This is a genomic window from Saccharopolyspora sp. NFXS83 (assembly GCF_026241095.1).
GTDB lineage: Bacteria > Actinomycetota > Actinomycetes > Mycobacteriales > Pseudonocardiaceae > Saccharopolyspora_C.
In genome coordinates this window covers 35,986-56,344 of the sequence record NZ_JAPFGB010000003.1, presented here as the reverse complement: position 1 = coordinate 56,344, position 20,359 = coordinate 35,986, and the positions used below count along the sequence as shown (strand labels likewise).

The following is a 20,359-nucleotide window of genomic DNA, read 5'->3' as shown; positions in this document are numbered from 1 at the left end:
GTGTCCCGAAACCGAGCGCCCGCTACATGTACCACGGGGCTTTTCGGGCACACGCCAGGACATCCGACAGCACCTGTCTCGACCGCGCATCAGCGGACATTCTCGCTGGTCACAAAGCAAACCCGTCCGTCCCGCCAAGCCGTCCCAGGTAGGACAAGCGGAACAGCAAAAACCCCCTGCCTCAATCCTTTTCGGGAAGCAGAAGGCGTGTAGTTAGCGTGCAAGTCCCCCCTCGGACACGCATGCGTAGCCGATTCGCTACAAGAATATGGATCATACGGTGTTGTCGGCAAGGCGGTGAGCGCTTCGGGCGCTGCCGCCTTGTTCTGCTGTTCGGCCCCCTGCGGGGGTGGTCGTCGTGAGTGAGCGGACTGTCCCTGGCGTGGTTCCGCCGCGGCGCTCGGAGTCCGAGTCGGCTCCTGTGAGCGGGCGAGTTCGCCGGGAGCTCCCGCTGCCCGAACTCGCGGAAGCGCCCGAGGCGACCTCCCGGGTGTGCGCGGTCGCTTCGGTGGATTCCCGTGGACGAGTGTCGGACCGGTCGGTGGTCCGCTCCCTGGGCTGGATCGCCGGTCAACGCCTCGACCTCCGTGCGGTGGCGGGCTCGGTGCTGGTCGCCTGCCGCGAGGACGGGGTGTTCTCGCTGACCTCACAAGGACATCTGCGGTTGCCCGCCGCCGTGCGTCATTGGTGTGCACTCCAGCCAGGCCAACGGGTGCTGCTCGCCGCCGAGCCCGCCCACGACGCACTCGCGGTGCACACCATGCCGGTGCTCGACTCACTCCTCGCCGAACCCCACGCCCGGATGTTCGGGGGTGAGCACGCATGAACGAGAAGCACTCCGCTTCAGGTGCCGAGCTCGATGCGGCGCGCTTGGTGCTCGCGCGCATGGGCCTGTCCCCAGAGGACCTGGTCGCCCACCCACAGCCCAAGCAGGTCGCGCCGACCTTCGCCGACTACATCCCGAAGGTCGCCCAAGCCGTCTCGGCAGGAACGAAGCGGGTCTACGGCTCGTACTGGAACCGGATCATCGAGCACTGGGGACGACGCCGACTCGACGAACCCACCGCGCTGGAAATCAAACAACTGGCCGAGCACGTCAAGACCCACGTCGTGGCCCGACGCAACGCCCGTGGTGGCCGGGGTGCGGCCGAACACCTCATCGCCGCACTGCGGTGCGTGTACAACCACGCCGTCGCCGACGGCTGGATCACCGACGGCGACAACCCCGCAAAACGAGTACCGAAACCACGCAGACTCCCCACCACACGACGCGGCCTACCCGACTCCGGACTCACCGAAATCAACCACGTCGCGGCGACCACGGGAAACGATCCGACACTCGACGCGCTCCTGATCCGGCTGCACACCGAGACCGCCTGCCGCCGCGGCGGAGCACTCGCCCTCACCGCACGAGATCTGGATCCGCAGCAATGCCTGGTGCTGCTTCACGAGAAAGGAGGAACAGCACGCTGGCAACCGGTCTCACCGACCTTGATGCGCGGACTCCAGGAACACGCCGAACACCGCGGCGCCGCCGAATCCGGCGGGCAACTCCTGCGCTACCGCCACGGCGAACCCATCACCACCCGCCGCTACGACCACCTGTGGCTTCGCATCGGACGCCACCTGCCGTGGGTCGCCACCCAACAGATCAGCACCCACTGGCTCAGGCACACCACCCTCACCTGGGTCGAACGCCACTTCGGCTACGCCGTCGCCCGCGCCTACGCCGGACACACCGACACCGCCGGAGGAGACGGCACCACCACGACCTACATCCGAGCCGGCATCGACGAAACCGCCGCCGCACTCGCGGCACTCACCGGCGAACCCCATCCATTGGCGCGCCCCACTGGACGGGAACAGTGACCGGCATTCCTCAACGGAGGGTCCGGCTTCCAGAAATAGCGTGGAGCGCCACCGTCCGGGCCACGCCCTAGCAGGCGGTTCCGGCATCCGAGCGACAATAAGACGTAACCAACCCGGCCGTGAGCAAGCGTATCTGTCTGCTCACGGCTCCGGGGAAGTTCATCGACGAGTCCGCTCACCACCGGCCAACGGATGGGGCTCCCCCGTCAACGCCGCCAACGCCGCAGCGACCTCGCCAAGATCCGCACGCACGTAGGTCGCGGTAGCACCGCCGTCGCCACTGCCGACCGCGTGACCCGCGAACTCGCGCGCGACCGCATAACCGAAGTGCCGCTCCACCCAGGTCAACGTGGTGTGCCGCAACCAATGCGTCGTGATCTGCTGCGCAGCCACCCACGGCAAGTGCCGACCGAGCCGATGCCACAGGTGGTCGTACCGTCGCCGCGAAATCGGAGCACCATCGACATACCGCAACAGCTGCCCGTCGCGATCATCGTCGCCCCGCGCCTGGGCATGCTCTCGCAGTGCTCGCATCAACGTGGGCGACACCGGCTGCCAACGCACGGTCTCCCTCTTCTCCCGCAGCAAGACCAAGCACTGATCCACATCCAGATCACGCGGGCGAACCGCCAACGCTCCCCCACGACGACACGCCGTCTCCATGTGCAGCCGAAGCAGGAGCGCGTCCAAGTCCGGATCGTTGCCCGTGCACGAGGCGACCTTGTTCAGCTCCGCGATCCTGCTGGCCGGCAAGGCGCGACGAGTGCTCGGCAGACGACGAGGCTTGGCAACCCGGCGGGCGGGGTTCTTCACCTCGTCGATCAACCCGTCGGACTCCGCATGACTGTAAATGCAGCGCACAGCGCCAACGAGATGCTCCGCGGCGCTACGCCCACCGCGGGTGTTCCTACGAGTGACGGCCTCGTCCTTCATCCGCCACGCGAGCTGTTTGATCTCGGAAGCGCTGGGTTCATCCAACCGCGCTCACCCCACACCTGGACCAACCTGCGCCAGTACGGCGCGTACACACGAGCACTGGACTCCGATACCGCCCTCTCGACCTCCGGAAGATACTCCGCAAACGTCGGACTTTTCTTGTGGCCGCCAGCTTCGCTCGCCAAGCCTGACGGGTCTATATCCATGGCAGCGAGAAGTGTGCGAATCGCACTGATCTCAGCTTCCCCCGAAATCGAGTAACCCACAACCACACCCCTCACTCCAGAATCACTAGGTTTGATCTAATTCGTAGTATCCAGTCACCATCTCGTCGAGAACGGAGACATGGTGAACAAGCACCGCATCAAGGTGCGGCACAGCGACCATGAAGACCCGACCACCACCACGCAACCCCAGCGCAGCCCGTACCGACACCGGCAGTCGCAGGTACCGATCCTCACCCAAGACGACGGGAGAACGGTCACACCGACGCGCCGTCGCGACCAAGCTCCGCGCCAGCTCAATCGATACGCGGTCACCAGGCTGCCAGCCGAGGACGCTGATCAGCAGCTTGTCAGACACCCTGCCGCGACCATCGACCGCTGCAACCTGATGACACAACGTAGAACCATGTGCCTCGTTTCTCAACGCGGCCATAGGAAGCGGCTTCGGATCTTCCTCTGCTACTCCGGTGCCACGAAACAAGAAAGATTCCGCGAAAACTCTCGTCAAACCCGCCGGGTTTCCACTAATCGAACTAGCAGGGTTCGCAACCACCACACCCCAATCCAGGCTGGGCAAGTTTCCTCCAGCCCTAGCAAGTCAGGGTTCACCAATTTGGCGATATCGGACCAGTCAGACCGAGGTCCCGTCGTTTACCGAGGCTCCGTCGACCCATCATCCTGTTTCCACTATAGCGGAAACACTAAGAGTGCAGGTCAGAACTGTCAACTGAGGTCCACAGTTCGATCTCGGCCAGTCGCCGACGGAGTACCCGCAACAGCCCCGGTACGACGTTCGCCCCTGTACCGATCAGATCGAGTAACCCTTGAGAACCTCGGGCTCCCGATAGGACTCGGGCCAGAGCAGGAGCTCGTAGTGGTCGTCACCGTCAAGGGCGTCGTCGGAGATCGTGTCCAGACCCGCCATGTGGTGGCGAACTCGGTAAACCCCGGGAGCTACGTGGATCTCGACGGCCTTGTGCTTCGCCGCAGTGGGTCCGCTCAGGACGAGCACTTCGCTGGGGGCGTTGATGCTCGCCTCCACGACGTGGTCCCATCCCGGCTGCACCTGCTGATCCGGCGCCTGGGTGAGCAGCTCCAATGCGAAAGACACCTTCGCGTTGCGCGCGACGCCCAAGCCGATCAGCGTCGGCCCCTCGGGATCCGAGCCGATGCGCAGATCCAGCAGCTGATCGGTCCACTCCTCGGACACGTCGACCGTCGCGTCGGCCTGGTCGAACAGGTGGATCTGCCCGTAGTCGGCAACGAGCTGGAGATCCGCGCGAGTCGGCTTCTGCTCTCCGCCTAGCTGCACGTTCGCTCCTTTGGGCAGGTTGTGGAGGTGTCGCGCGAGTGGTCCGCGGATCCGCATGGCCTCCACGGCGTCCATGCTGGTGACGTTGCTGCGATCGTACGTTCCGCCGAGCACGAAGAACCGGCGAGGGATGAGCCGCTGCTCCACCGTCAATGCTCCGTGCTCGTCCTGCCACGAGGTTGCGAAGCCGTGCGCGCCGCGGACATTGGGGTCGGCCAGCAGCCACTCCGCCCAATCTTGCAGAGACGAACCGATGCTGGCGCGGTGCCCGTTCTCTGGGTCGAACGTGACCACGGTCCGGTTGTCACTGATCGCGAACTGGACGCCGAAGAGGTCTTGGCCGAAGCAGAAGAGATCATCGGCGAGAGCCCCGTACGAGTCCTTCCACACGTGCGGGGAGTTCCATTGCGCCAGCTCGGGCCCGATGCCGCCAGGGTCACCGCGGAAGACCTGAACGCCCGCGTTGAACAGCGCGAAACCGTTGCGCTGCAACAGCATCGCGCTCAATTCACCCAACGGTCCCGAAATGGTTCCGAAGTCGACCGCGCGGCTGGGTCCGAACGGCCCCTTGGACATCAGGATCAAGTTCAGCAACGGGTCACCCATCGCGATCACCCGACCACGATGCGGACGGCGTCACCATCGTCCAGGCTGCGCATCTGCCGCCCCATCGAGGCGCCGGCCGCCTGGTTGTCGCGTGAGGGAAGGTACTTGACGCTGGACTGGTCGCCTCCTTCGCTGAACACCGCCGGCGGATACTCGTCGCGGTCCAAACCTTCCCTGCCACGCGCGGGAATTCCCCGCAACGCGTCGCCCCGACGCTCGTTGTTCTCGTTGCCCGGCGGGTCGTAGGTCAGGACCGATGGCTGTTGCTTCGGGTACGCGGTCGATTCGTCACCGCGGAACGAGATTCCCTCTTGCGCCTGCAGGATGTGCAGCGAAGTTTTCGGGTAGCGCTCCGGATCGATGATCACGTAGTGCGGCTCAGGGTCAGCTCCTTCACCAGTGGGGTCTTCGGCCCCGAGGGTTTCCGCCGCTTCGTCGGCGCGTTGCCGTACGAAATCAGCCTCACCGTCAGCCCACTTGATCACGGCTTCCCCGGCCGAACGCATACCCGTTCGCGCTGCATCGGCCTGCCGGTCACCCAATACCTCGGCGGTCTTCCCCGCGTCTTCCAGGGTTTCGCTTCCGAGCGCACGCCCAGCGCTGCTCAACATCGTGCTGGCGGCTTCACCACCGAGTTCGTGAAGTTCACCGCCGAGAAGACCGACCCCTTGGATGCCCGCCCCGACGGCCGTTCCGACGGCATCTCCGACATCGGCGACCGAGTCCAAGCTGTTGTGCAGGAGGTTGCCGGGGATGTCGGCGATGGCCCCACCGACTGCGCCGAGAGCGTCCCCGATCGCGTCGAGTGCATCTCCGATACCGTCGAGAAGCCCACGTTCTTGCGGCGCTGCGGCCTGGGCTTCCACGACGATCTTCGCGCTCTGCTGCCCAGCCTTGTCGAGCTGTTCCCGCGCCCGCTGCAACGCTTCCTGTGCTCGTCGTAACGGCTCCCCTGGATCAACCGCTTCCGGCGTGGGCATTGCCGATGCGCGACGGTCAGCGAGCGCACGTTCCGTGGCGGCCTGCCCTTCGCCCCATAAGCGGAGAGCTTCGCGCGCCTGTTCCTGAGCCCACCTCAAGGTGTGGACGAAAGAGTCCAAGGACGTACTCGCCGACCCGAACGATTCGCCAGCGAGGACCCACCGCTGGGGTTCGCCATCGAAGTACGCCCGGAACGAGTCACCCGCCTTGCCTTCCCACCCGCTCGAACCCAACGTCCGCAGGCTCTCACCGGTCTCCGACAGCAACTGCCCGTACCGTGACAACGAAGAGGCCGTCGTTGTCACTGCCACAGGATCGCCAGGGACGAGGGCCAGCGGGTCAGCGGTTTCGCCCAACTCCGCGCGCGCCGGTGAGGCCATTCCTGGCCGCACTCGCGGCGGCTTCACCGTCGCCGGATCCGGCGGGCGTGCACCGCCTTCCGCATCAACCAGGTCCTCAGCACTACCGCCGAGGGCGAACACCAGATCCTGCTCGATCGCGAGGTACGTCCCCGCGCAATCGATGAGGTTCCTGGACAGCTGCTCGCCGTCCTTCGTCAAGTTCTCGGCCCCGACCTGCCACCTGTCGCAAAAGCCGGCCACACCCGATGCCAAGCCGGGATGCCCCACGGCCCCGGGAGTGGCATCCACGTCGTCGACCTGTGTCGCGGTGAGAGACGCCATCAACTCCGCGATGCCGAGCCCGGCGGTCTTGATCGCCTCGACATCAACGCGGAACCCGTCACCCATACTCCCCAACCACTCGTCTAGGCCACCGTGAGCGTAGCTCGGAGATCATCCATTCGTCGCAGGAAACGTACCCATCACTGGAACGGCGCAGCACCTTTGGAGTCTGGCGCAGGATCAGCGAACTGTTGTGTGCTAGCCCGAACGACGAAATCCCGTTATTCGCCAGGGAAAGTAGTCACCGAACCAGGTCGGGTGGGAATCTTCATGGAAGGTCAGGGCGGCAAATGACGGATTCACACCCGACCAGTGCTGCGCTGATCGGGGTCGACCAGCTCAAGCCGCCCTCATGGGCGGAGGTCGATCAGCAAGTGGCCGCGTCCGGGACGTGGCAGATGGTGCGTGCTCTTCCTGCCGCGATCGCCTTGGTGTTGCGGTTGGCGTGGTCGACCTCGCCGCTGCGGACGTGTCTGGTGGCGGCAGCTCAGCTGGCTTCGGGCTGCAGCACCGCGTTCGGGTTGTTCGCCACGGCCCAGGTTCTGTCTTCGCTGCTGGCCGAGGGGCCAACGCCCGAGCGGGTACTGAACTCGCTGCCCGCGATAGCCGCCGTTTCAGCCCTGTTCCTGGCGAGCACCGCCCTCGATCACGCGGTGCAAGCGACCCAATCGGCACTTGTGCCGCTGGTGCGGGCCGTTGCGCAGGATGAACTCAACGTCGCCGTGTCCGCCGTACCGTTGCTGGCGTGGGACGACGCGGCTTTCCAAGAACTGGCGCGTCAGGGAGGTGCCCGCGGGATCACCTCGCTGGAGGTCAGCGTCCGCCTGGTCGGCGCGGTCACTGCTTCGCTGGTCCGCCTGATCGCAGCGGTCGTCACGACGAGCCTGTTCAGCATCTGGTTGCTTCCCGCCCTGCTCATCTCGGCAGCCGCCGACGCGGGGGCCGCGATGCGAGCGGCGAAGATCGGATACAGCTCGTTCTTGAACATGGTCCAGCGACGACTCCAGTTGCACGTCGCCGAGAACCTCGTGGTGGCGCGCGATGTCTCCACCGAGCGGCACGCGCTCGGGCTGCAAGAGCCGCTGCTGAGCGAACATCGCCGGATCACCGCGGACGTCACGGCTCAGGCGATCCGCGCCGAGCACCGCAAGAGCGCGGTGCAGCTGCTCGGCGATCTCCTCAGCGGCGCCGGATTAGGACTTGCCTTCGTGATCCTGGGGCTGCTGCTGTACGCCGGGCTGATGCCGTTGGCGTTGGCCGGCACCGCCGTCGTGGCGCTGCGCACCGCATCCTCAGCCTTGTCGACCACGATGGTCTCGATCAACCAGCTGTACGAGCATTCGTTCTACCTGCGCTTCTACCAGCAGTTCCTCCGCGAAGCCCGGACGCGACGCGGCAATCCAGGCACCATCGACGCACCGCCCGATCCGGCAACGATCCGCTTCGAAGGCGTTTCGTTCGCCTACCCCGGTGCGGAAACCCCCGCACTTCGCGACATCGACCTCACCATTCAACGCGGAGAGGTCATCGCGCTGGTCGGCCGCAACGGCTCCGGCAAGACCACACTCGGCAAACTCCTCACCGGCCTCTACCCACCCACGACCGGCACCGTGACCTGGGACGAAGTCGACCTGGCAACAGCGCGACCGCACACCATCCACAACCGCATCGCCCTGATCGCACAAGACCCCGCGCAATGGCCCATGACCGCCGAGAACAACATCCGAATCGGCCGACTCGACCACCATAGCGACTCGCATCAGAGCTGGACCACGGCCCTGCGCGAATCAGGCGCCGACGACGTGATCAACACCCTCCCCCGCGGCGCGGACACGATGCTGTCACGCCAATTCCAAGACGGCGTCGACCTCTCCGGCGGCCAGTGGCAACGCCTCAGCATCGCCCGCGGCATCTACCGGCACGACGCCTCCGTGCTCATCGCGGACGAACCCACCGCGGCCCTCGACGCCGAAGCCGAAGCCCGCGTCTTCGCCGGCCTGCAACACGCCACCCGCTCCGCGAACAACGGCCGCAACCGCACCACGATCATCGTCACCCACCGGCTCGCCAACATTTGCCACGCCGACCGCATCGTCGTACTCGACCACGGCCGCATCGCCGAATGCGGAACCCACGAACAACTCCTCGCGAAACGCGGCCTGTACTACGAGCTGTACACCCTCCAAGCCAGCGCCTACGAGCAACTGGCGAACCCGTCGGCACAGGTCGACAGATCCCGAACGCCACCGTGTTCCGCCTCGTGACCGACATTCTCATGCCCTGCTATCCGGCCGAGTTCCCGAGCGTTAGGGAACGTCTGCCGCTTGTGCCGGGACGATGCCACCCAGCCAGGAACTCCACCCCGTCGTTGCCGGGGATGCCGTTGTCGCTTCCGGTTGAAGACTGACCCTCTGGTTCCCGGCGGATTCAAGTAGTCGTCGCAACACACCTGATCATGAAGGGCGTTTCAATGACGAGGCGTGGGCGCAAGCTCCGGTTGGATCTGGAGTCGGAGTACTGGTTGTTGCTGGCGGCCGGTGTGGGAACGGTGGAGGCGTGCCGGATCGTCGGTGTCGGCCGAAAGACCGGCTATCGGTGGCGGGCGGAGCACGGTGGCGTGCCGCCGGCCAAGGTGGCCGAAGACGCACGTTCGAACCGGTACCTGTCGTTGTTGGAACGGCAGCGCATCGCCACCCTGCATGAGCGTGGGCTCAGCATCCGCACGATCGCGGACCGGCTGGGACGTGCCGCCTCCACGATCAGTCGGGAGTTACGCCGGAACGTGCGTCCGCATGATCGTGGCTGCTACGACGCGGATCTGGCACACGCGCGGGCTCGGCAGCGGGCCCGCCGCCTGCGCCGGGCTCGGCTGATCCTCGATTCCGAGCTGCGCGCGATGGTCCAGGCGAAACTGGAGCTGGACTGGAGTCCGGTGCAGATCGCCGTGTGGCTGCGCAGCACGTTTCCGCATCGTCGAGGCTGGCATGTCTCGCACGAGACGATCTACCAGGCGTTGTACCACGCTGGTAAAGGCGGGCTGAGCAGGGAACTCACCAGGCGTCTGCGAACCGGGCGTCCGCTGCGCACACGGCGTCGTCGCCCGGACCAGCGTCGCTGCCGGTTCGTCGCGCCGGCGACGTTGATCGAGCACCGCCCCTCTGCGGCCCACGAGCGCAAGCGCGTCGGAGACTGGGAAGGCGACTTGATTGTGGGCCGCGGTGGGCGTTCGGCGATCGCCACCCTCGTCGATCGACGAAGCCGCTACGTGCGCCTGGTCCACCTGCCCGGCAACCGCACCGCCGACACCGTCCGGGACGCGCTTATCGACACCTTCAGCAGCATCCCCGAAACCGTGCGGTGGACGCTGACATGGGATCAAGGCGCGGAAATGGCTCACCATGAACAGATCGCGACCTTGCTGCGGCAGGGCGTGTTCTTCGCCCATCCGGGCTGTCCGTGCCAGCGCGGCACGAACGAGAACACGAATGGCCTGGCACGGCAGTACTTCCCGAAGAACACCGACCTCGCCGCCCATACACCCCACGATCTGCGCGTCGTCGAAGAACGACTCAACACACGACCACGCCAGACACTGGGATGGCACACACCCGCCGAAGTATTCACCGCCGCCCTGGCACCATGATCACCACCACCGTTGCGACGATCACCTGAATCCACCCGGAACCAGAGGGTCAGTCTTCAACCGGAAGCGACACACCCACACATCCGCCTACGCCTTGTCCCAAGACCAGGGCGTAGGCGGTCCTCGCCACGCGGGATTCGATTCCCCTGCGAAAGCAGGGGAATCGAGCACACCATCGGCGCACGGCTCGCCATCGACACGGTCGAGGTAGTCAGCTGAGCCCGTGTCGGTCAGCACGCCGCCGAGGTCGAAGAGGACAGCACCGTGCCGTTGTGGCCTGACGACGACGGTCATCGATCCGCTCGACGTGGGTCCATCGACTCTGGCAAGGCGCAGCGTTTCACCTGAGCTTCGAATTGCCTGCACCCGCATATCCGAACCGTTCCGTCACTCACGCATGCGGACGGCTGAACCAACGGGGGGACTCATGACCACAGGTCGTCCGGAGGCGTCGATGCCCGGCGCCCTGGAGCTCGCGACCAGTCGCGTCATCTCGGTACGAGGCGGGATCGGCACCATGGATGCTCTTCGGGAGATGCACGGCCACGGGGTTCACCACCTGGCGGTGCTGCCGGAGACGACGCCCGGTCTCGTCACGACCGCGGACCTGCTATTCGGCATCGCCGCGCGGAGACCTGGCGAACAGGTGCCGGTCGAAGCGCTGTGCCAAAGGCCGGCGCCCAGCGTGGCGGTCGGTGACAGTGGTGCCGTCGCCGCCGAGCACGTGATCGAGGCGGGCAGCGATGCGGTGCTGGTCCTTGAAGGTGCACGCGTGCGGGGCGTACTCACCGCGGTGGACCTCGTCCGTGCAATAGCCGCCGGACAGCATCCCGCCATGAACACCGCCGCTGCCTTTCGGCGACGGGGAAATCGCCATCGTTCACCGCCCTGGAAGAGTTCTCGTGCAGCTTCGCTGCCGCAAGGCCGTCCGAACGTCTCAACGTGTCGTATCCAGTCCACCGGCGGCCCATGAGGTGGCCTTGTCCAAGTCCTGGTGGTCGAAGCTGGTGACCTCCGCATGAACGAAGTGCTTGGCGATGTGCGGGAGGATGTCGCCGAGCACGCTGTCGGCCGCCAGCGCCACGCGTTCGATCTTGCGGTGGTGGTCGCGGACGAACCGAACGTGGCGAATCAGGCTCGGGAGGTTCTGCCAGCCGGGAAACGCTCGAGCGTGCACCACGAGACCACGCAGGTCGTTGTGCTGTTCGATCCAGGCGTCCACGGTGACGGCCAGTGCGTCGAAATCCTGCACTCGCAACGGTTGCTGCACCTCGATGACGAGGACGCCGGAGTCGGCGTCGAGACGGTGCGTGACGCCAGGGCCTTCAGGTAGTCCGTTCAACCACGCGCCCGCCTTCTCCCACTCATGGCCGTTGAAGACGCGCACCGGGCAGGGCACCAGGAAAGCACCGAGCCTGCTCAGATCGCGGATCCAGCCGATGTCGGTGACGACGGCGCAGCCTTCGAACAACCGCAGCGACGCCAGTCCGACCTTGGTGTCCTCCCACACCGCGGCAGGCGAGAAACCGTGCAGATCCGGACCGGCCTGGTACAGCAAGCGAATGCGCCGGTTCTCCCGCCTCGCAGCGTCCAGCAACGGTTCGACCACGCTCTGGTAATCCTCCTTCGTGACCGTTCCGCTGGCGCGGATCGCGTCGACCCCCTGCGGCACTTCTGGAACCGTTTCCAACATCTCGTCCACCTCCGGACGTGCTGCAACACCCTCGCTGGGACCGGGAGGCCCTCGTAGTCGTGGGCAGTGACGTCCTCGCTCGCACTGCGCAGCCGCATCCCGACGGGGCGCCGACGGTCGAGTGTCGCCACAGTCAGGGGGCGCAATCCAGGGCTCAGAGTCCCGAACCGCCGATGGTGCTGACCGATCTCGTCTCGGGCCTCCGCGCGTCGCCGATGCCACTGCCGCGCGGGAACCGGTTTGTCACCGGGGCTCGGCGGAGAGGTCGATGTGCCCTGGCATCACGAACCGCTCTTTCGGATGGTGGGACGCGCAACGGTGCCGAGCGGCCGGTGCGGGACGTCGCAGGAGATGGGAATGGCTTTCATCGGCGAGACCATGAACGCGTGGGTGGTGGACGAACCGCGGCCGCTCACCCACTCCCCGTTGCGCTGGGGCCTGCGTCCCGTTCCGAAGCCGGACGCAGGGGAACTACTGGTGCGGGTCCTGGTGTGCGGGGTGTGCCGCACCGACCTGCACGTGGTCGAAGGCGAGCTGCCGGTCCACACCCGTGGCGTGGTGCCCGGCCACGAGGTCGTCGGCGAGGTCGTCGCCTGCGACCCGGCCGGTACCGGATTCGATGTGGGAGAGCGGGTCGGGGTTCCCTGGTTGCGCGAAACGTGCGGGCATTGCGGGTTCTGCGTGCACGGGGCGGAGAACCTGTGCCCGAGGTCGCGGTACACGGGTTGGGACGCCGACGGCGGCTACGCCGAGTTCCTCACCGTGCCCGCCGCCTACGCCTACCGGTTGCCAGGTGGGTACTCGGATGCGGAGCTGGCTCCGCTGCTGTGCGCGGGGTTGATCGGCTACCGGGCGTGGAAGCGCGCCGAGGTCCCGATCGGTGGGGTGCTCGGGCTGTACGGGTTCGGGGCGAGCGCGCACCTGACCGCGCAGGTCGCCATCGCGAGCGGTGCCCGCGTGCACGTGCTCACCAGGGCAGCGCGAGCACGCGAGCTGGCGCTGGATCTAGGCGCCACCTCGGCTCGCGCAGCGGCCGACGAACCTCCTGAGCCGCTGGACTCGGCGGTGCTGTTCGCACCGGTCGGTGAACTTGTGCCGGTGGCGCTGGCGGCCCTCCGGCGCGGTGGCACGGTGGTCGTCGCCGGGATACACCTCTCCGACATTCCCGCCCTGGACTACCACCGCCATCTGTTCTACGAACGCGACCTGCGCAGCGTCACGGCCAACACCAGGGCCGACGGGCTGGACTTCCTGCGCTTCGCCGATCGTCACCACCTGCGGGTGACCACCACGCCGTACCGGTTCGACCGGGCCGACGCGGCGTTGCGGGACTTGGCGGCGGACCGGGTGGACGGCGCCGCGGTGCTGCTGCCCGGCGGATGATCGACGTGTCGGACGAACCGCGCCTGGCCGCGCCGACCTATCGCGCGGAGCTGCTGCGGTTGCAAACGGAACTGGCCAAGCTCCAGGAGTGGGTGCGCCGCGAGCGGCAGCGGGTCGTCGTGGTGTTCGAAGGCAGGGACGCGGCGGGCAAGGGTGGCGCGATCAAGCGGGTCATCGAGCACCTCAACCCACGCGGCGCGCGGATCGAGGCGCTGTCCGTCCCCGACGAGCGCGAACGCACCCAGTGGTACTTCCAGCGTTACGTCGAACGACTACCCGCGGCCGGCGAGATCGTGCTGTTCGACCGGAGTTGGTACAACCGCGCGGGCGTCGAACGAGTCCTCGGGTTCTGCAACGAACAGGAGTACCGGCGGTTCCTGTGGCAGTGCCCCGTGTTCGAACGGTTGCTCGTCGACGACGGCGTGCTGCTGCGCAAGTACTGGTTCTCCGTGAGCCGCGCCGAACAGCTCCGGCGACTGCACCGCCGGGCGCAAGACCCGCTGCGCAGGTGGAAGCTGTCCCAGGTCGACGTCGAATCGGCGCTGCGCTGGGACGACTACTCGGTCGCCCGCGACGAGATGCTCGCGGCCACCGATACCGACGAGGCGCCCTGGTTCCTGGTCGACAGCGAGGACAAGCGCAGCGCCAGGATCAACATGATCGCGCATCTGCTGTCCGCACTCCCCTACTCCGATCTCGACGTCCCCAGGATCGCGCTGCCGCGGCAGGTCGCCGCGAGCCGACAGCACCGGCCGCCGCGGGAGCGATTCCAGTACGTGCCGGACCACGCGGCCACGTTGTGAACGACCGCTCTCCCCCACCTGGCGGCCTCCGGCGAACACGACCGCTGCTGATCAGTGCACGACCGCGACCGGGCACGGCGCGTAGTGCGCGATCGCGTGGCTGGTGGAACCCAACACCGTGGCACGCACCAAGGACCGCCCGTGCCGACCGACGACGACGAGGTCCGCGCCGACCGCGTGGCGCAACAGGATCTCCGTCGGCAACTCCGTCGTGGTGACCTCCGGATGCACGTCGACGTCCGGGTACCGCTCGCGCCAACCCGCCAGCGACTCGGACATCACGCGCTCGCACGAGCGCGTGATGTCCGTCCAGTCCAGCTTCCAGTCCCCTGCGGGCGGAATCGCATCACGGGGGAGCTCGTCCCACGCGAGCACGGCGACGACGTCCGCCCCGTGCCGCGCGGCGTGGTCGAAGGCGAATCCCACCGCACCTGCACTCGCCCGCGAGCCGTCGACCCCGACCACGACCTTCCCGCGCGGCCCGTCGCCCTCTCCTCGGACGACGACCACCGGCGGCACGGGTGATTTCCGCATCAGCTCATTAGCGGTAGAACCCAGCAGGACTTGGTGCAAACGACCGTGCTCCGAAGAACCGAGCACCAGCATCTCGCCGCGTTCGGCGGCGTCGTGCAGCACGGTCGCGGGGTGCCCGAGCCGGACATCGGTCGTGATCTCCAGCTCCGGCCGTTCGCGGACGCACTCCTGGACGACGTCGTCCGATTCTCGTTCCGCGCTGGCGCGCAGCGGACCGAGGTCGACGGATTCGGCCGGCAGGTGGATCCTTGTGAGTTCTTCCAACGGTGCCGAGAAGGCACGCACGAGTTGCACCCGCCGGCCGCGGAGTTCCGCTTCACGGCACGCCCACGTCACCGCCCGCCGCGATCCCGACGTCCCGTCGAAACCCACGACGACGGAACCGAACTGCCCACTGACCATGAAGCCTCCTCTGAGAGGAACTCCCGTGAGCATCGCACCGGGGAACGTTGAACTGGAACGGACTTTGGCCCGTGTGCACAGAGCGATAGTGGCAAGAAGGGGACCGGCCGGTCGGAGCGACCCGATTCCACTTCCTCGACGGCGCGGTCACTCGGTCTTGCTGACCCCGTACCAAATGCGATGCAGGACCCGTGCCACCGCGGTGGTGGCGTGCTCGGCCCGCCGGTACAGCTCGCGACGCCGAATCTCGGTTCTCAGGTCGACTTCATCGTTCAGCTCGGTGATCGCACCACGGTAGGCGTGCTCGGCCGGCTCCAGCAGCCGAGCTGCTTCATCGGCCACGTCCCCGGCATCGGCGTGCGGCAACCTGGCCACCGCGTGGCGGCACATCCGATTCGCATCGGCGATTCCCTCGACGATCTCGGTGATGTTCGGATCAGGTGTCACAGCGGTGAGCTCAGCCTCCTGCACCAAGCGGTGGACATCCTCGACCAGTTCAGCGAGGCGTTGGGCCAGTTCCAGGATGTCCTCACCTTGAAGTGGAGTGCTGAACCGTTCTCGTACCGCGACATGCAGCTCTCGCCGCTGCCGTTCGACCTCGCCAACCAGCGAACGGATTCGACCGGCGGCCTCCACCGCGGTTATGAGTCCGTGAACCCACTGGACGAGCAGCTCCACCGCGGCGCACGACGTGTCGGCCTCAGCGCACAACATCGCCAGCACATCGTGTTCGGGCGGGAGGAACCACGCTCTGGGGAGCTTCATGCCAACAACCCCCACACTGGTGTCAGACCAGCGGCGACCACAGCGGTCACCGGCATGGTCACCAGCCATGCCGACGCCATCTCCTGCACGACGGCCCACCGCACACGATGACGCCGATGTTCCGCCCCGACGCCGACCACGCTCGCCGTGACCAGGTGCGTCGTGCTCACCGGCGCCCCCACGGAAGCCGCCGCCAGGATCACCCCCGCGGAGCCGCCCTGGCTGACCAGGCCGTCCAACGGCCGCATCCGGTAAATCCCACGGCCAAGGGTGCGCACGATGCGCCCGCCACCGACAGCCGTCCCCAGGACCAATGACAGCGCGGCGGCGAACTTCACCCACACCGGCACCCGGAACTCCGCCAAGTGCCCTTCCGCGACGAGGAGCAAGGTCACCACTCCCATCGTCTTCTGCGCGTCATTGGTGCCATGCGCGAAACCCAACGCCGCCGCGGTACCCCACTCACCTACCCGCAACGCTCCTTCGACACGACGCCGCGCTCTGCGCAGACCGGTCCTGGCCAGCCGACCGAACACACCACCGGCCAGAACGCCGGCCACCGGGGAAATCGCGAGTCCCAGGAGCACGCCGAAGACGCCCGACACGCGGCCATCGTGCCAACCGCCCCAATGCACGGCGGCAACTCCCGAGGTCATCGCGCAGGCACCCACCAGCCCACCCACCAGCGCGTGCGAGGAACTGGACGGCAACGCCCACCACCACGTCACCAGGTTCCACAAGATCGCCGAGGTGAGCGCGGCCCCCACCGACGCCACCACCAAGTGGCGCGGCAACGCGACCACGCCCCCAACCGTGTCCGCCACGGCGGTGCCCACCAGCAGCGCTCCGGCGATCTGAGCGCATCCGACCACGAGCACCGCGGGTCCAGGACGCATCGCCCTAGTCGCCACCGGCGCGGCGACCGCGTTCGCCGCGTCGTGGAAACCGTTGGTCAGGTCGAACACCAAAGCCAGCGCGATGACCACGACCAGGAACAACACCAGTTCAGTGTGGGCGACGGCGCCCCATCCCATTCGCCGCGGAACGCCCCTCCTCCGGCTCTCCGCACCAGGCCCGTTCAGACCGAGGTGGTGCGTTCGACGATCGGCGTTCGCGTGATCGGACGCAACTCGTCATCCCGCGTCGTCCCCGCCGCCCCCGGTACTTCGACATGCCGTGGCACGGCTGCTTTGCCAGCCTGGCAGGGACGTACGGAGGTGGCTGATGGCGGTCGGTGGGCGACAGTGCGCGGTAGGGGTGGACAACGCGGCCCCCTCGGAACGCGCCGTTGAGTGGGTGTGCGCGAACGCCCTCCGCGATGGAGATGATCTGCTGTTGGTCGCGGTGGAGGCCGAAGCGCACCCGGACGAGGCCGTCCCGGAATGGCTTGGGGACCTCGCCTCCCGGTGCCGGCGCCATCGTCCCGGCCTTCGAGTTACCACACGGACGGCGACAGGTCACCCGGTGCCGCGCCTGGTGGAGATCTCGCGACGCTCAACGCTGCTCGCGGTCGGATCACGTGGACACGGAGCTTTCCACGACGCTCTGCTCGGCTCGGTGGCACTCGGAGTGGCGATGCGGTCAGCCTGCCCGACGATTGTCGTTCGCGACGAGGGCGAACGCGTGACGCACGAGACCGTCGTGGTCGGAATCGATGGGTCGGCTGCCGCACGGCGGGCGCTGGAGTTCGCCTGCCGCACCGCCGAGGCACTGCGCTGCGGCGTGATGGCGGTGCAGGCATCGCCGGACGCCTACTTCATCCCCGGTCCCTACGAGCACCCGGACCGCGAGGAACTGCTCGGACGCGCGGGGCGGCTGCTCGCTGAGGAACTGGCGGGCACCGGACCGGAGCACCCGGACCTCGTCTTGCGAGGGGTCACCAGTTCCATGAACCCGATCGACGCGCTCGCGGAGGCCGCCAGCGGCGCACGCCTGCTGGTGGTGGGTCACCGCGGTGCGGGCGGTTTCTCCGAGATGCTGCTGGGGTCGGTGTCCCGCGGAGTTCTGCACCGGTCCCCCTGCCCGGTCGCCGTGGTGCCCGGCACTTCGGACTCCCGGTGATGGCGGATGACCGGTGAGCACCTGTGGCGGTTCAGCGGCCTTGACCTCGATGACGAGGGACGGCGCGAAGCGTTGTGCACGCTCGGGAACGGGTACTTCGCCACGCGCGGAGCCGCGCCGGAAGCGGTGCGCGACGACGTGCACTACCCCGGCACGTACGTGGCGGGCTGCTACGACCGCCGAACAGCCGAGGTCGCCGGGCAGGAAGTCACGAACGAATCGATGGTGAACCTGCCGAACTGGTTGCCGCTGACCTTTCGCTTCGACGACGGCGCCTGGTTCGACCTTCGCCGATTCTCGCTCGTGGAACACGAGGTCGAGCTGGACCTCGAACACGCGCTGCTCCGGCGGCGCTGCCGGTTCCGCGACGACGACGGCAGGACCACCACCCTGCTCCAGCGCCGCATCGTCCACATGGGACTGCCACATCTCGCCGCGCTGGAGACGACGCTGATCCCCGAAGATCACGCCAGCACCATCACCTTCCGCAGCGGGCTGGACGGCCGCGTGCGCAACTCGGGTGTCGCGCGCTACGAAGAAGTGGAACGTCCGCACCTGACCGACTTCGGCACGCGCGAGCTCTCACCCGAAACCGTGCTCTTGAGCGCCCGCACCGCCCAGTCCCGCATCTCGGTCGCCGAAGCAGCGCGCGCACGGGTCCGGCTCGACGGCCATGAACTGTCGCCGCTGCGAACCGTCATCGCCGAAGAGGACCTGATCGCCCATGAGTTCGCCGTGGCCGCGGGACCGGGCCAACACGTCCAAGTGGAGAAAGTGGTCGCGCTGCACACCTCCCGCGACACCGCGATCTCCGAACCGGCCGCCGAGTCCGCAGAGCTGTGCGCCGAAGCGGCCGACTTCGACGCGCTGCTGCGCTCGCACCAAGCGGCCTGGGCACGCTCGTGGCGAACCTTCCACTTCGACGTTCGGGGCTCGGCGGAGATCCGGCGCAAGGTGCGACTGCACGTGCTCCACCTGATACAGACGATCTCGCCGAACACCGCGGACCTCGACGTCGGGGTTCCCGCACGAGGACTGCACGGAGAAGCCTACCGCGGGCACGTCTTCTGGGACGAGCTGTTCGTGCTGCCCGTGCTCACGTTGCGCGCCCCCGACGAATCCCGCGCGCTGCTGATGTACCGCTATCGCCGGCTCCCCCAGGCCCGCCGAGCCGCGCGCCTCGCGGGAAGCACCGGCGCGATGTTCCCCTGGCAGAGCGGCAGCAACGGCAGGGAGGAAAGCCAAGCGCTGCACCTCAACCCGCGCTCCCGGCACTGGTCGCCCGACCACACCCGCCTCCAACGACACCTCGGCATCGCGATCGCGCACAACACCTGGCGCTACTACCAATCGACCGCGGACGAGGCGTTCCTCAACGACTTCGGCGCGGAACTGATCTTGGACACCACCCGGTTCCTCGCCAGGCTCGCCCGCTACGACCCGGCACGGGGCCGGTACGTCGTCGAAGGCGTCGTCGGCCCCGACGAGTACCACACCGCCTACCCCGGTGCCGCGGCACCGGGAATCAACAACAACGCCTACACCAACGTCATGCTGGCCTGGCTGTGCCGGACGGCGTCGACCGTGCTCGACATGCTCTCGGCGCACCGGCGCCGCGAACTGGCCACCGAACTCGGCCTGCACAGCACCGACATCGACCACTGGGACCGGCTGTCCCGCAAGCTGTTCGTGCCCTTCCACATCGGCATCCCCGACCAGTTCGAGGGCTACTCCGAACTGGCCGAACTCGACTGGCGCGCCTACCACGACCGCTACGGCGACATCCGCCGGCTGGACCGCATCCTGGAAGCCGAAGGCGACGACCCCAACCGGTACCAAGCCTCCAAACAAGCCGACGTGCTCATGCTGTTCTACCTGTTGTCGGCCGAAGAGCTGCGCGACGTGCTCGACCGCCTCGGCTACCCGTTCCCGCCGCACCGCATCCCCGAAACGATCGAGCACTACCTGCGACGCACCAGCCACGGATCCACCCTCAGCGCGGTGGTGCACGCGTGGGTTCTGGCCAGGGCCAACCGCCACCAAGCTTGGGAGCACTTCCACCGCGCCCTGGACTCCGACGTCCACGGCACCCGAGGCGGCAGCACCAGCGAAGGCATCCACCTCGCCGCTATGACCGGCACCATCGATCTGCTCCAACGCTGCTTCGCCGGAATCGATGCCCGCGACGGCGCGCTGCACCTCAACCCGTGCTGGCCTCAGGAGCTCGGCGAGCTGAAGCTCGAACTCCTCTACCGGGGCCACCCCCTTTCCATCACGATCACCGGTCGCACGGCCGTGGTGCGCGTCGGGCTCAGCTCAGTCCGCACCGCGTTCAGCTGCGCTTGTGGCGGACGGGAGGCGCTGCTGCGGGGCGGTTCGGCCGTGCGGTTCTCCTTGGAGCACGGCGTCCCCGCCCGCGCCGACGTCAGCCACACGCCGTAGCCGTCTCCACGACGAGAGCCTG

General features: G+C 67.2%; 17 protein-coding genes and 1 pseudogene. 10 read left to right on the top strand and 8 right to left on the bottom strand.

Features of this window, described 5'->3' with window-relative positions:
* The first annotated feature begins 421 nt into the window (after nucleotides 1-421).
* Together OOZ19_RS04115 and OOZ19_RS04110 are read left to right on the top strand one after the other, a co-directional pair.
* The gene (locus OOZ19_RS04115; protein WP_266088405.1) at nucleotides 422-826 is read left to right on the top strand and encodes an AbrB/MazE/SpoVT family DNA-binding domain-containing protein; all 405 of its coding nucleotides are present in this window, start codon (nucleotides 422-424) and stop codon (nucleotides 824-826) included.
* Complete coding sequence (locus OOZ19_RS04110; RefSeq protein ID WP_266088403.1) at nucleotides 823-1,869, top strand: tyrosine-type recombinase/integrase; 1,047 nt, start codon at nucleotides 823-825, stop codon at nucleotides 1,867-1,869. The genes OOZ19_RS04115 and OOZ19_RS04110 overlap by 4 nt, the downstream gene beginning before the upstream one ends.
* A 159-nt stretch (nucleotides 1,870-2,028) precedes the next feature.
* Here the strand turns inward: OOZ19_RS04110 and OOZ19_RS04105 are convergent, their stop codons facing one another.
* The 4 genes from OOZ19_RS04105 to OOZ19_RS04090 all read right to left on the bottom strand — a co-directional run bounded on the left by OOZ19_RS04105 (nucleotide 2,029) and on the right by OOZ19_RS04090 (nucleotide 6,677).
* On the bottom strand, nucleotides 2,029-2,847 hold the full coding sequence (locus OOZ19_RS04105; protein WP_323055097.1) for a site-specific integrase: 819 nt from the start codon (nucleotides 2,845-2,847) through the stop codon (nucleotides 2,029-2,031).
* A 249-nt stretch (nucleotides 2,848-3,096) separates the two neighbouring features.
* Nucleotides 3,097-3,387 (bottom strand): hypothetical protein, encoded by a 291-nt coding sequence (locus OOZ19_RS04100; RefSeq protein ID WP_266088401.1) that lies wholly within the window; start codon nucleotides 3,385-3,387, stop codon nucleotides 3,097-3,099.
* Nucleotides 3,388-3,837: 450 nt separating this feature from the next.
* The gene (locus tag OOZ19_RS04095) at nucleotides 3,838-4,956 is read right to left on the bottom strand and encodes a hypothetical protein (RefSeq protein WP_266088399.1); all 1,119 of its coding nucleotides are present in this window, start codon (nucleotides 4,954-4,956) and stop codon (nucleotides 3,838-3,840) included.
* Nucleotides 4,953-6,677 carry a putative T7SS-secreted protein gene (locus OOZ19_RS04090; protein ID WP_266088397.1) on the bottom strand — a complete coding sequence of 575 codons (1,725 nt, stop codon included), beginning with the start codon at nucleotides 6,675-6,677 and terminating at the stop codon, nucleotides 4,953-4,955. The genes OOZ19_RS04095 and OOZ19_RS04090 overlap by 4 nt, the downstream gene beginning before the upstream one ends.
* Nucleotides 6,678-6,901: 224 nt before the next feature.
* Here OOZ19_RS04090 and OOZ19_RS04085 point away from each other — a divergent pair, with 224 nt between their 5' ends.
* The 3 genes from OOZ19_RS04085 (at nucleotide 6,902) to OOZ19_RS04075 (ending at nucleotide 11,227) form a co-directional block, all read left to right on the top strand.
* Nucleotides 6,902-8,875 carry an ABC transporter ATP-binding protein gene (locus OOZ19_RS04085; protein ID WP_266088395.1) on the top strand — a complete coding sequence of 658 codons (1,974 nt, stop codon included), beginning with the start codon at nucleotides 6,902-6,904 and terminating at the stop codon, nucleotides 8,873-8,875.
* A gap of 206 nt (nucleotides 8,876-9,081) precedes the next feature.
* Nucleotides 9,082-10,254: an IS30 family transposase gene (locus OOZ19_RS04080; protein ID WP_507028802.1), complete on the top strand. Its 1,173-nt coding sequence runs from the start codon at nucleotides 9,082-9,084 to the stop codon at nucleotides 10,252-10,254.
* A gap of 427 nt (nucleotides 10,255-10,681) precedes the next feature.
* Nucleotides 10,682-11,227 carry a CBS domain-containing protein gene (locus tag OOZ19_RS04075; RefSeq protein WP_266088391.1) on the top strand — a complete coding sequence of 182 codons (546 nt, stop codon included), beginning with the start codon at nucleotides 10,682-10,684 and terminating at the stop codon, nucleotides 11,225-11,227.
* Here OOZ19_RS04075 and OOZ19_RS04070 read toward each other — a convergent pair.
* A complete protein-coding gene (locus tag OOZ19_RS04070) occupies nucleotides 11,192-11,947 on the bottom strand; it encodes a SpoIIAA family protein (RefSeq protein WP_266088389.1) in 756 nt (251 codons plus the stop codon). The two genes, OOZ19_RS04075 and OOZ19_RS04070, sit on opposite strands and share 36 nt — an antisense overlap.
* A 378-nt stretch (nucleotides 11,948-12,325) precedes the next feature.
* On the opposite strand from OOZ19_RS04070, the gene OOZ19_RS04065 reads away from it, so the two are divergent.
* Both OOZ19_RS04065 and ppk2 read left to right on the top strand, forming a co-directional pair.
* Nucleotides 12,326-13,330, top strand: coding sequence for a zinc-binding alcohol dehydrogenase family protein (locus tag OOZ19_RS04065; RefSeq protein ID WP_266088853.1), 1,005 nt, complete (start codon nucleotides 12,326-12,328; stop codon nucleotides 13,328-13,330).
* The gene (ppk2, locus tag OOZ19_RS04060) at nucleotides 13,327-14,133 is read left to right on the top strand and encodes a polyphosphate kinase 2 (RefSeq protein WP_416309391.1); all 807 of its coding nucleotides are present in this window, start codon (nucleotides 13,327-13,329) and stop codon (nucleotides 14,131-14,133) included. Before OOZ19_RS04065 ends, ppk2 begins: the two co-directional genes overlap by 4 nt.
* 51 nt (nucleotides 14,134-14,184) lie before the next feature.
* Here ppk2 and OOZ19_RS04055 read toward each other — a convergent pair whose 3' ends face one another.
* From OOZ19_RS04055 to OOZ19_RS04045, 3 genes are all read right to left on the bottom strand, one after another.
* Nucleotides 14,185-15,069: a universal stress protein gene (locus OOZ19_RS04055; protein ID WP_266088384.1), complete on the bottom strand. Its 885-nt coding sequence runs from the start codon at nucleotides 15,067-15,069 to the stop codon at nucleotides 14,185-14,187.
* A gap of 147 nt (nucleotides 15,070-15,216) precedes the next feature.
* Entirely contained in the window at nucleotides 15,217-15,834 is a 618-nt protein-coding gene (locus OOZ19_RS04050) for a DUF47 domain-containing protein (RefSeq protein ID WP_266088382.1), read from the bottom strand.
* Nucleotides 15,831-16,835: an inorganic phosphate transporter gene (locus tag OOZ19_RS04045; protein ID WP_266088380.1), complete on the bottom strand. Its 1,005-nt coding sequence runs from the start codon at nucleotides 16,833-16,835 to the stop codon at nucleotides 15,831-15,833. The genes OOZ19_RS04050 and OOZ19_RS04045 overlap by 4 nt, the downstream gene beginning before the upstream one ends.
* A gap of 223 nt (nucleotides 16,836-17,058) precedes the next feature.
* On the opposite strand from OOZ19_RS04045, the pseudogene OOZ19_RS30095 reads away from it, so the two are divergent.
* The 3 genes and pseudogenes from OOZ19_RS30095 to OOZ19_RS04035 form a co-directional block, all read left to right on the top strand.
* Nucleotides 17,059-17,430, top strand: a pseudogene (locus OOZ19_RS30095) (universal stress protein); the annotation flags it as partial.
* A gap of 27 nt (nucleotides 17,431-17,457) precedes the next feature.
* Complete coding sequence (locus tag OOZ19_RS04040; protein ID WP_266088378.1) at nucleotides 17,458-17,895, top strand: universal stress protein; 438 nt, start codon at nucleotides 17,458-17,460, stop codon at nucleotides 17,893-17,895.
* A 6-nt stretch (nucleotides 17,896-17,901) separates the two neighbouring features.
* Nucleotides 17,902-20,337, top strand: a complete 2,436-nt coding sequence (locus OOZ19_RS04035) for a glycoside hydrolase family 65 protein (protein WP_266088376.1) — start codon at nucleotides 17,902-17,904, stop codon at nucleotides 20,335-20,337.
* Nucleotides 20,338-20,359 lie beyond the last annotated feature (22 nt).

Bases quoted from the DNA above. Each gene is read 5' to 3' on its own strand.
- OOZ19_RS04055 (WP_266088384.1), bottom strand. From the start codon at position 15,069: ATGGTCAGTGGGCAGTTCGGTTCCGTCGTCGTGGGTTTCGACGGGACG.
- OOZ19_RS04070 (WP_266088389.1), bottom strand. From the start codon at position 11,947: ATGTTGGAAACGGTTCCAGAAGTGCCGCAGGGGGTCGACGCGATCCGC.
- OOZ19_RS04110 (WP_266088403.1), top strand. From the start codon at position 823: ATGAACGAGAAGCACTCCGCTTCAGGTGCCGAGCTCGATGCGGCGCGC.
- OOZ19_RS04085 (WP_266088395.1), top strand. From the start codon at position 6,902: ATGACGGATTCACACCCGACCAGTGCTGCGCTGATCGGGGTCGACCAG.
- OOZ19_RS04065 (WP_266088853.1), top strand. From the start codon at position 12,326: ATGAACGCGTGGGTGGTGGACGAACCGCGGCCGCTCACCCACTCCCCG.
- OOZ19_RS04050 (WP_266088382.1), bottom strand. From the start codon at position 15,834: ATGAAGCTCCCCAGAGCGTGGTTCCTCCCGCCCGAACACGATGTGCTG.
- OOZ19_RS04080 (WP_507028802.1), top strand. From the start codon at position 9,082: ATGACGAGGCGTGGGCGCAAGCTCCGGTTGGATCTGGAGTCGGAGTAC.
- OOZ19_RS04090 (WP_266088397.1), bottom strand. From the start codon at position 6,677: ATGGGTGACGGGTTCCGCGTTGATGTCGAGGCGATCAAGACCGCCGGG.
- OOZ19_RS04035 (WP_266088376.1), top strand. From the start codon at position 17,902: ATGACCGGTGAGCACCTGTGGCGGTTCAGCGGCCTTGACCTCGATGAC.
- ppk2 (WP_416309391.1), top strand. From the start codon at position 13,327: ATGATCGACGTGTCGGACGAACCGCGCCTGGCCGCGCCGACCTATCGC.
- OOZ19_RS04075 (WP_266088391.1), top strand. From the start codon at position 10,682: ATGACCACAGGTCGTCCGGAGGCGTCGATGCCCGGCGCCCTGGAGCTC.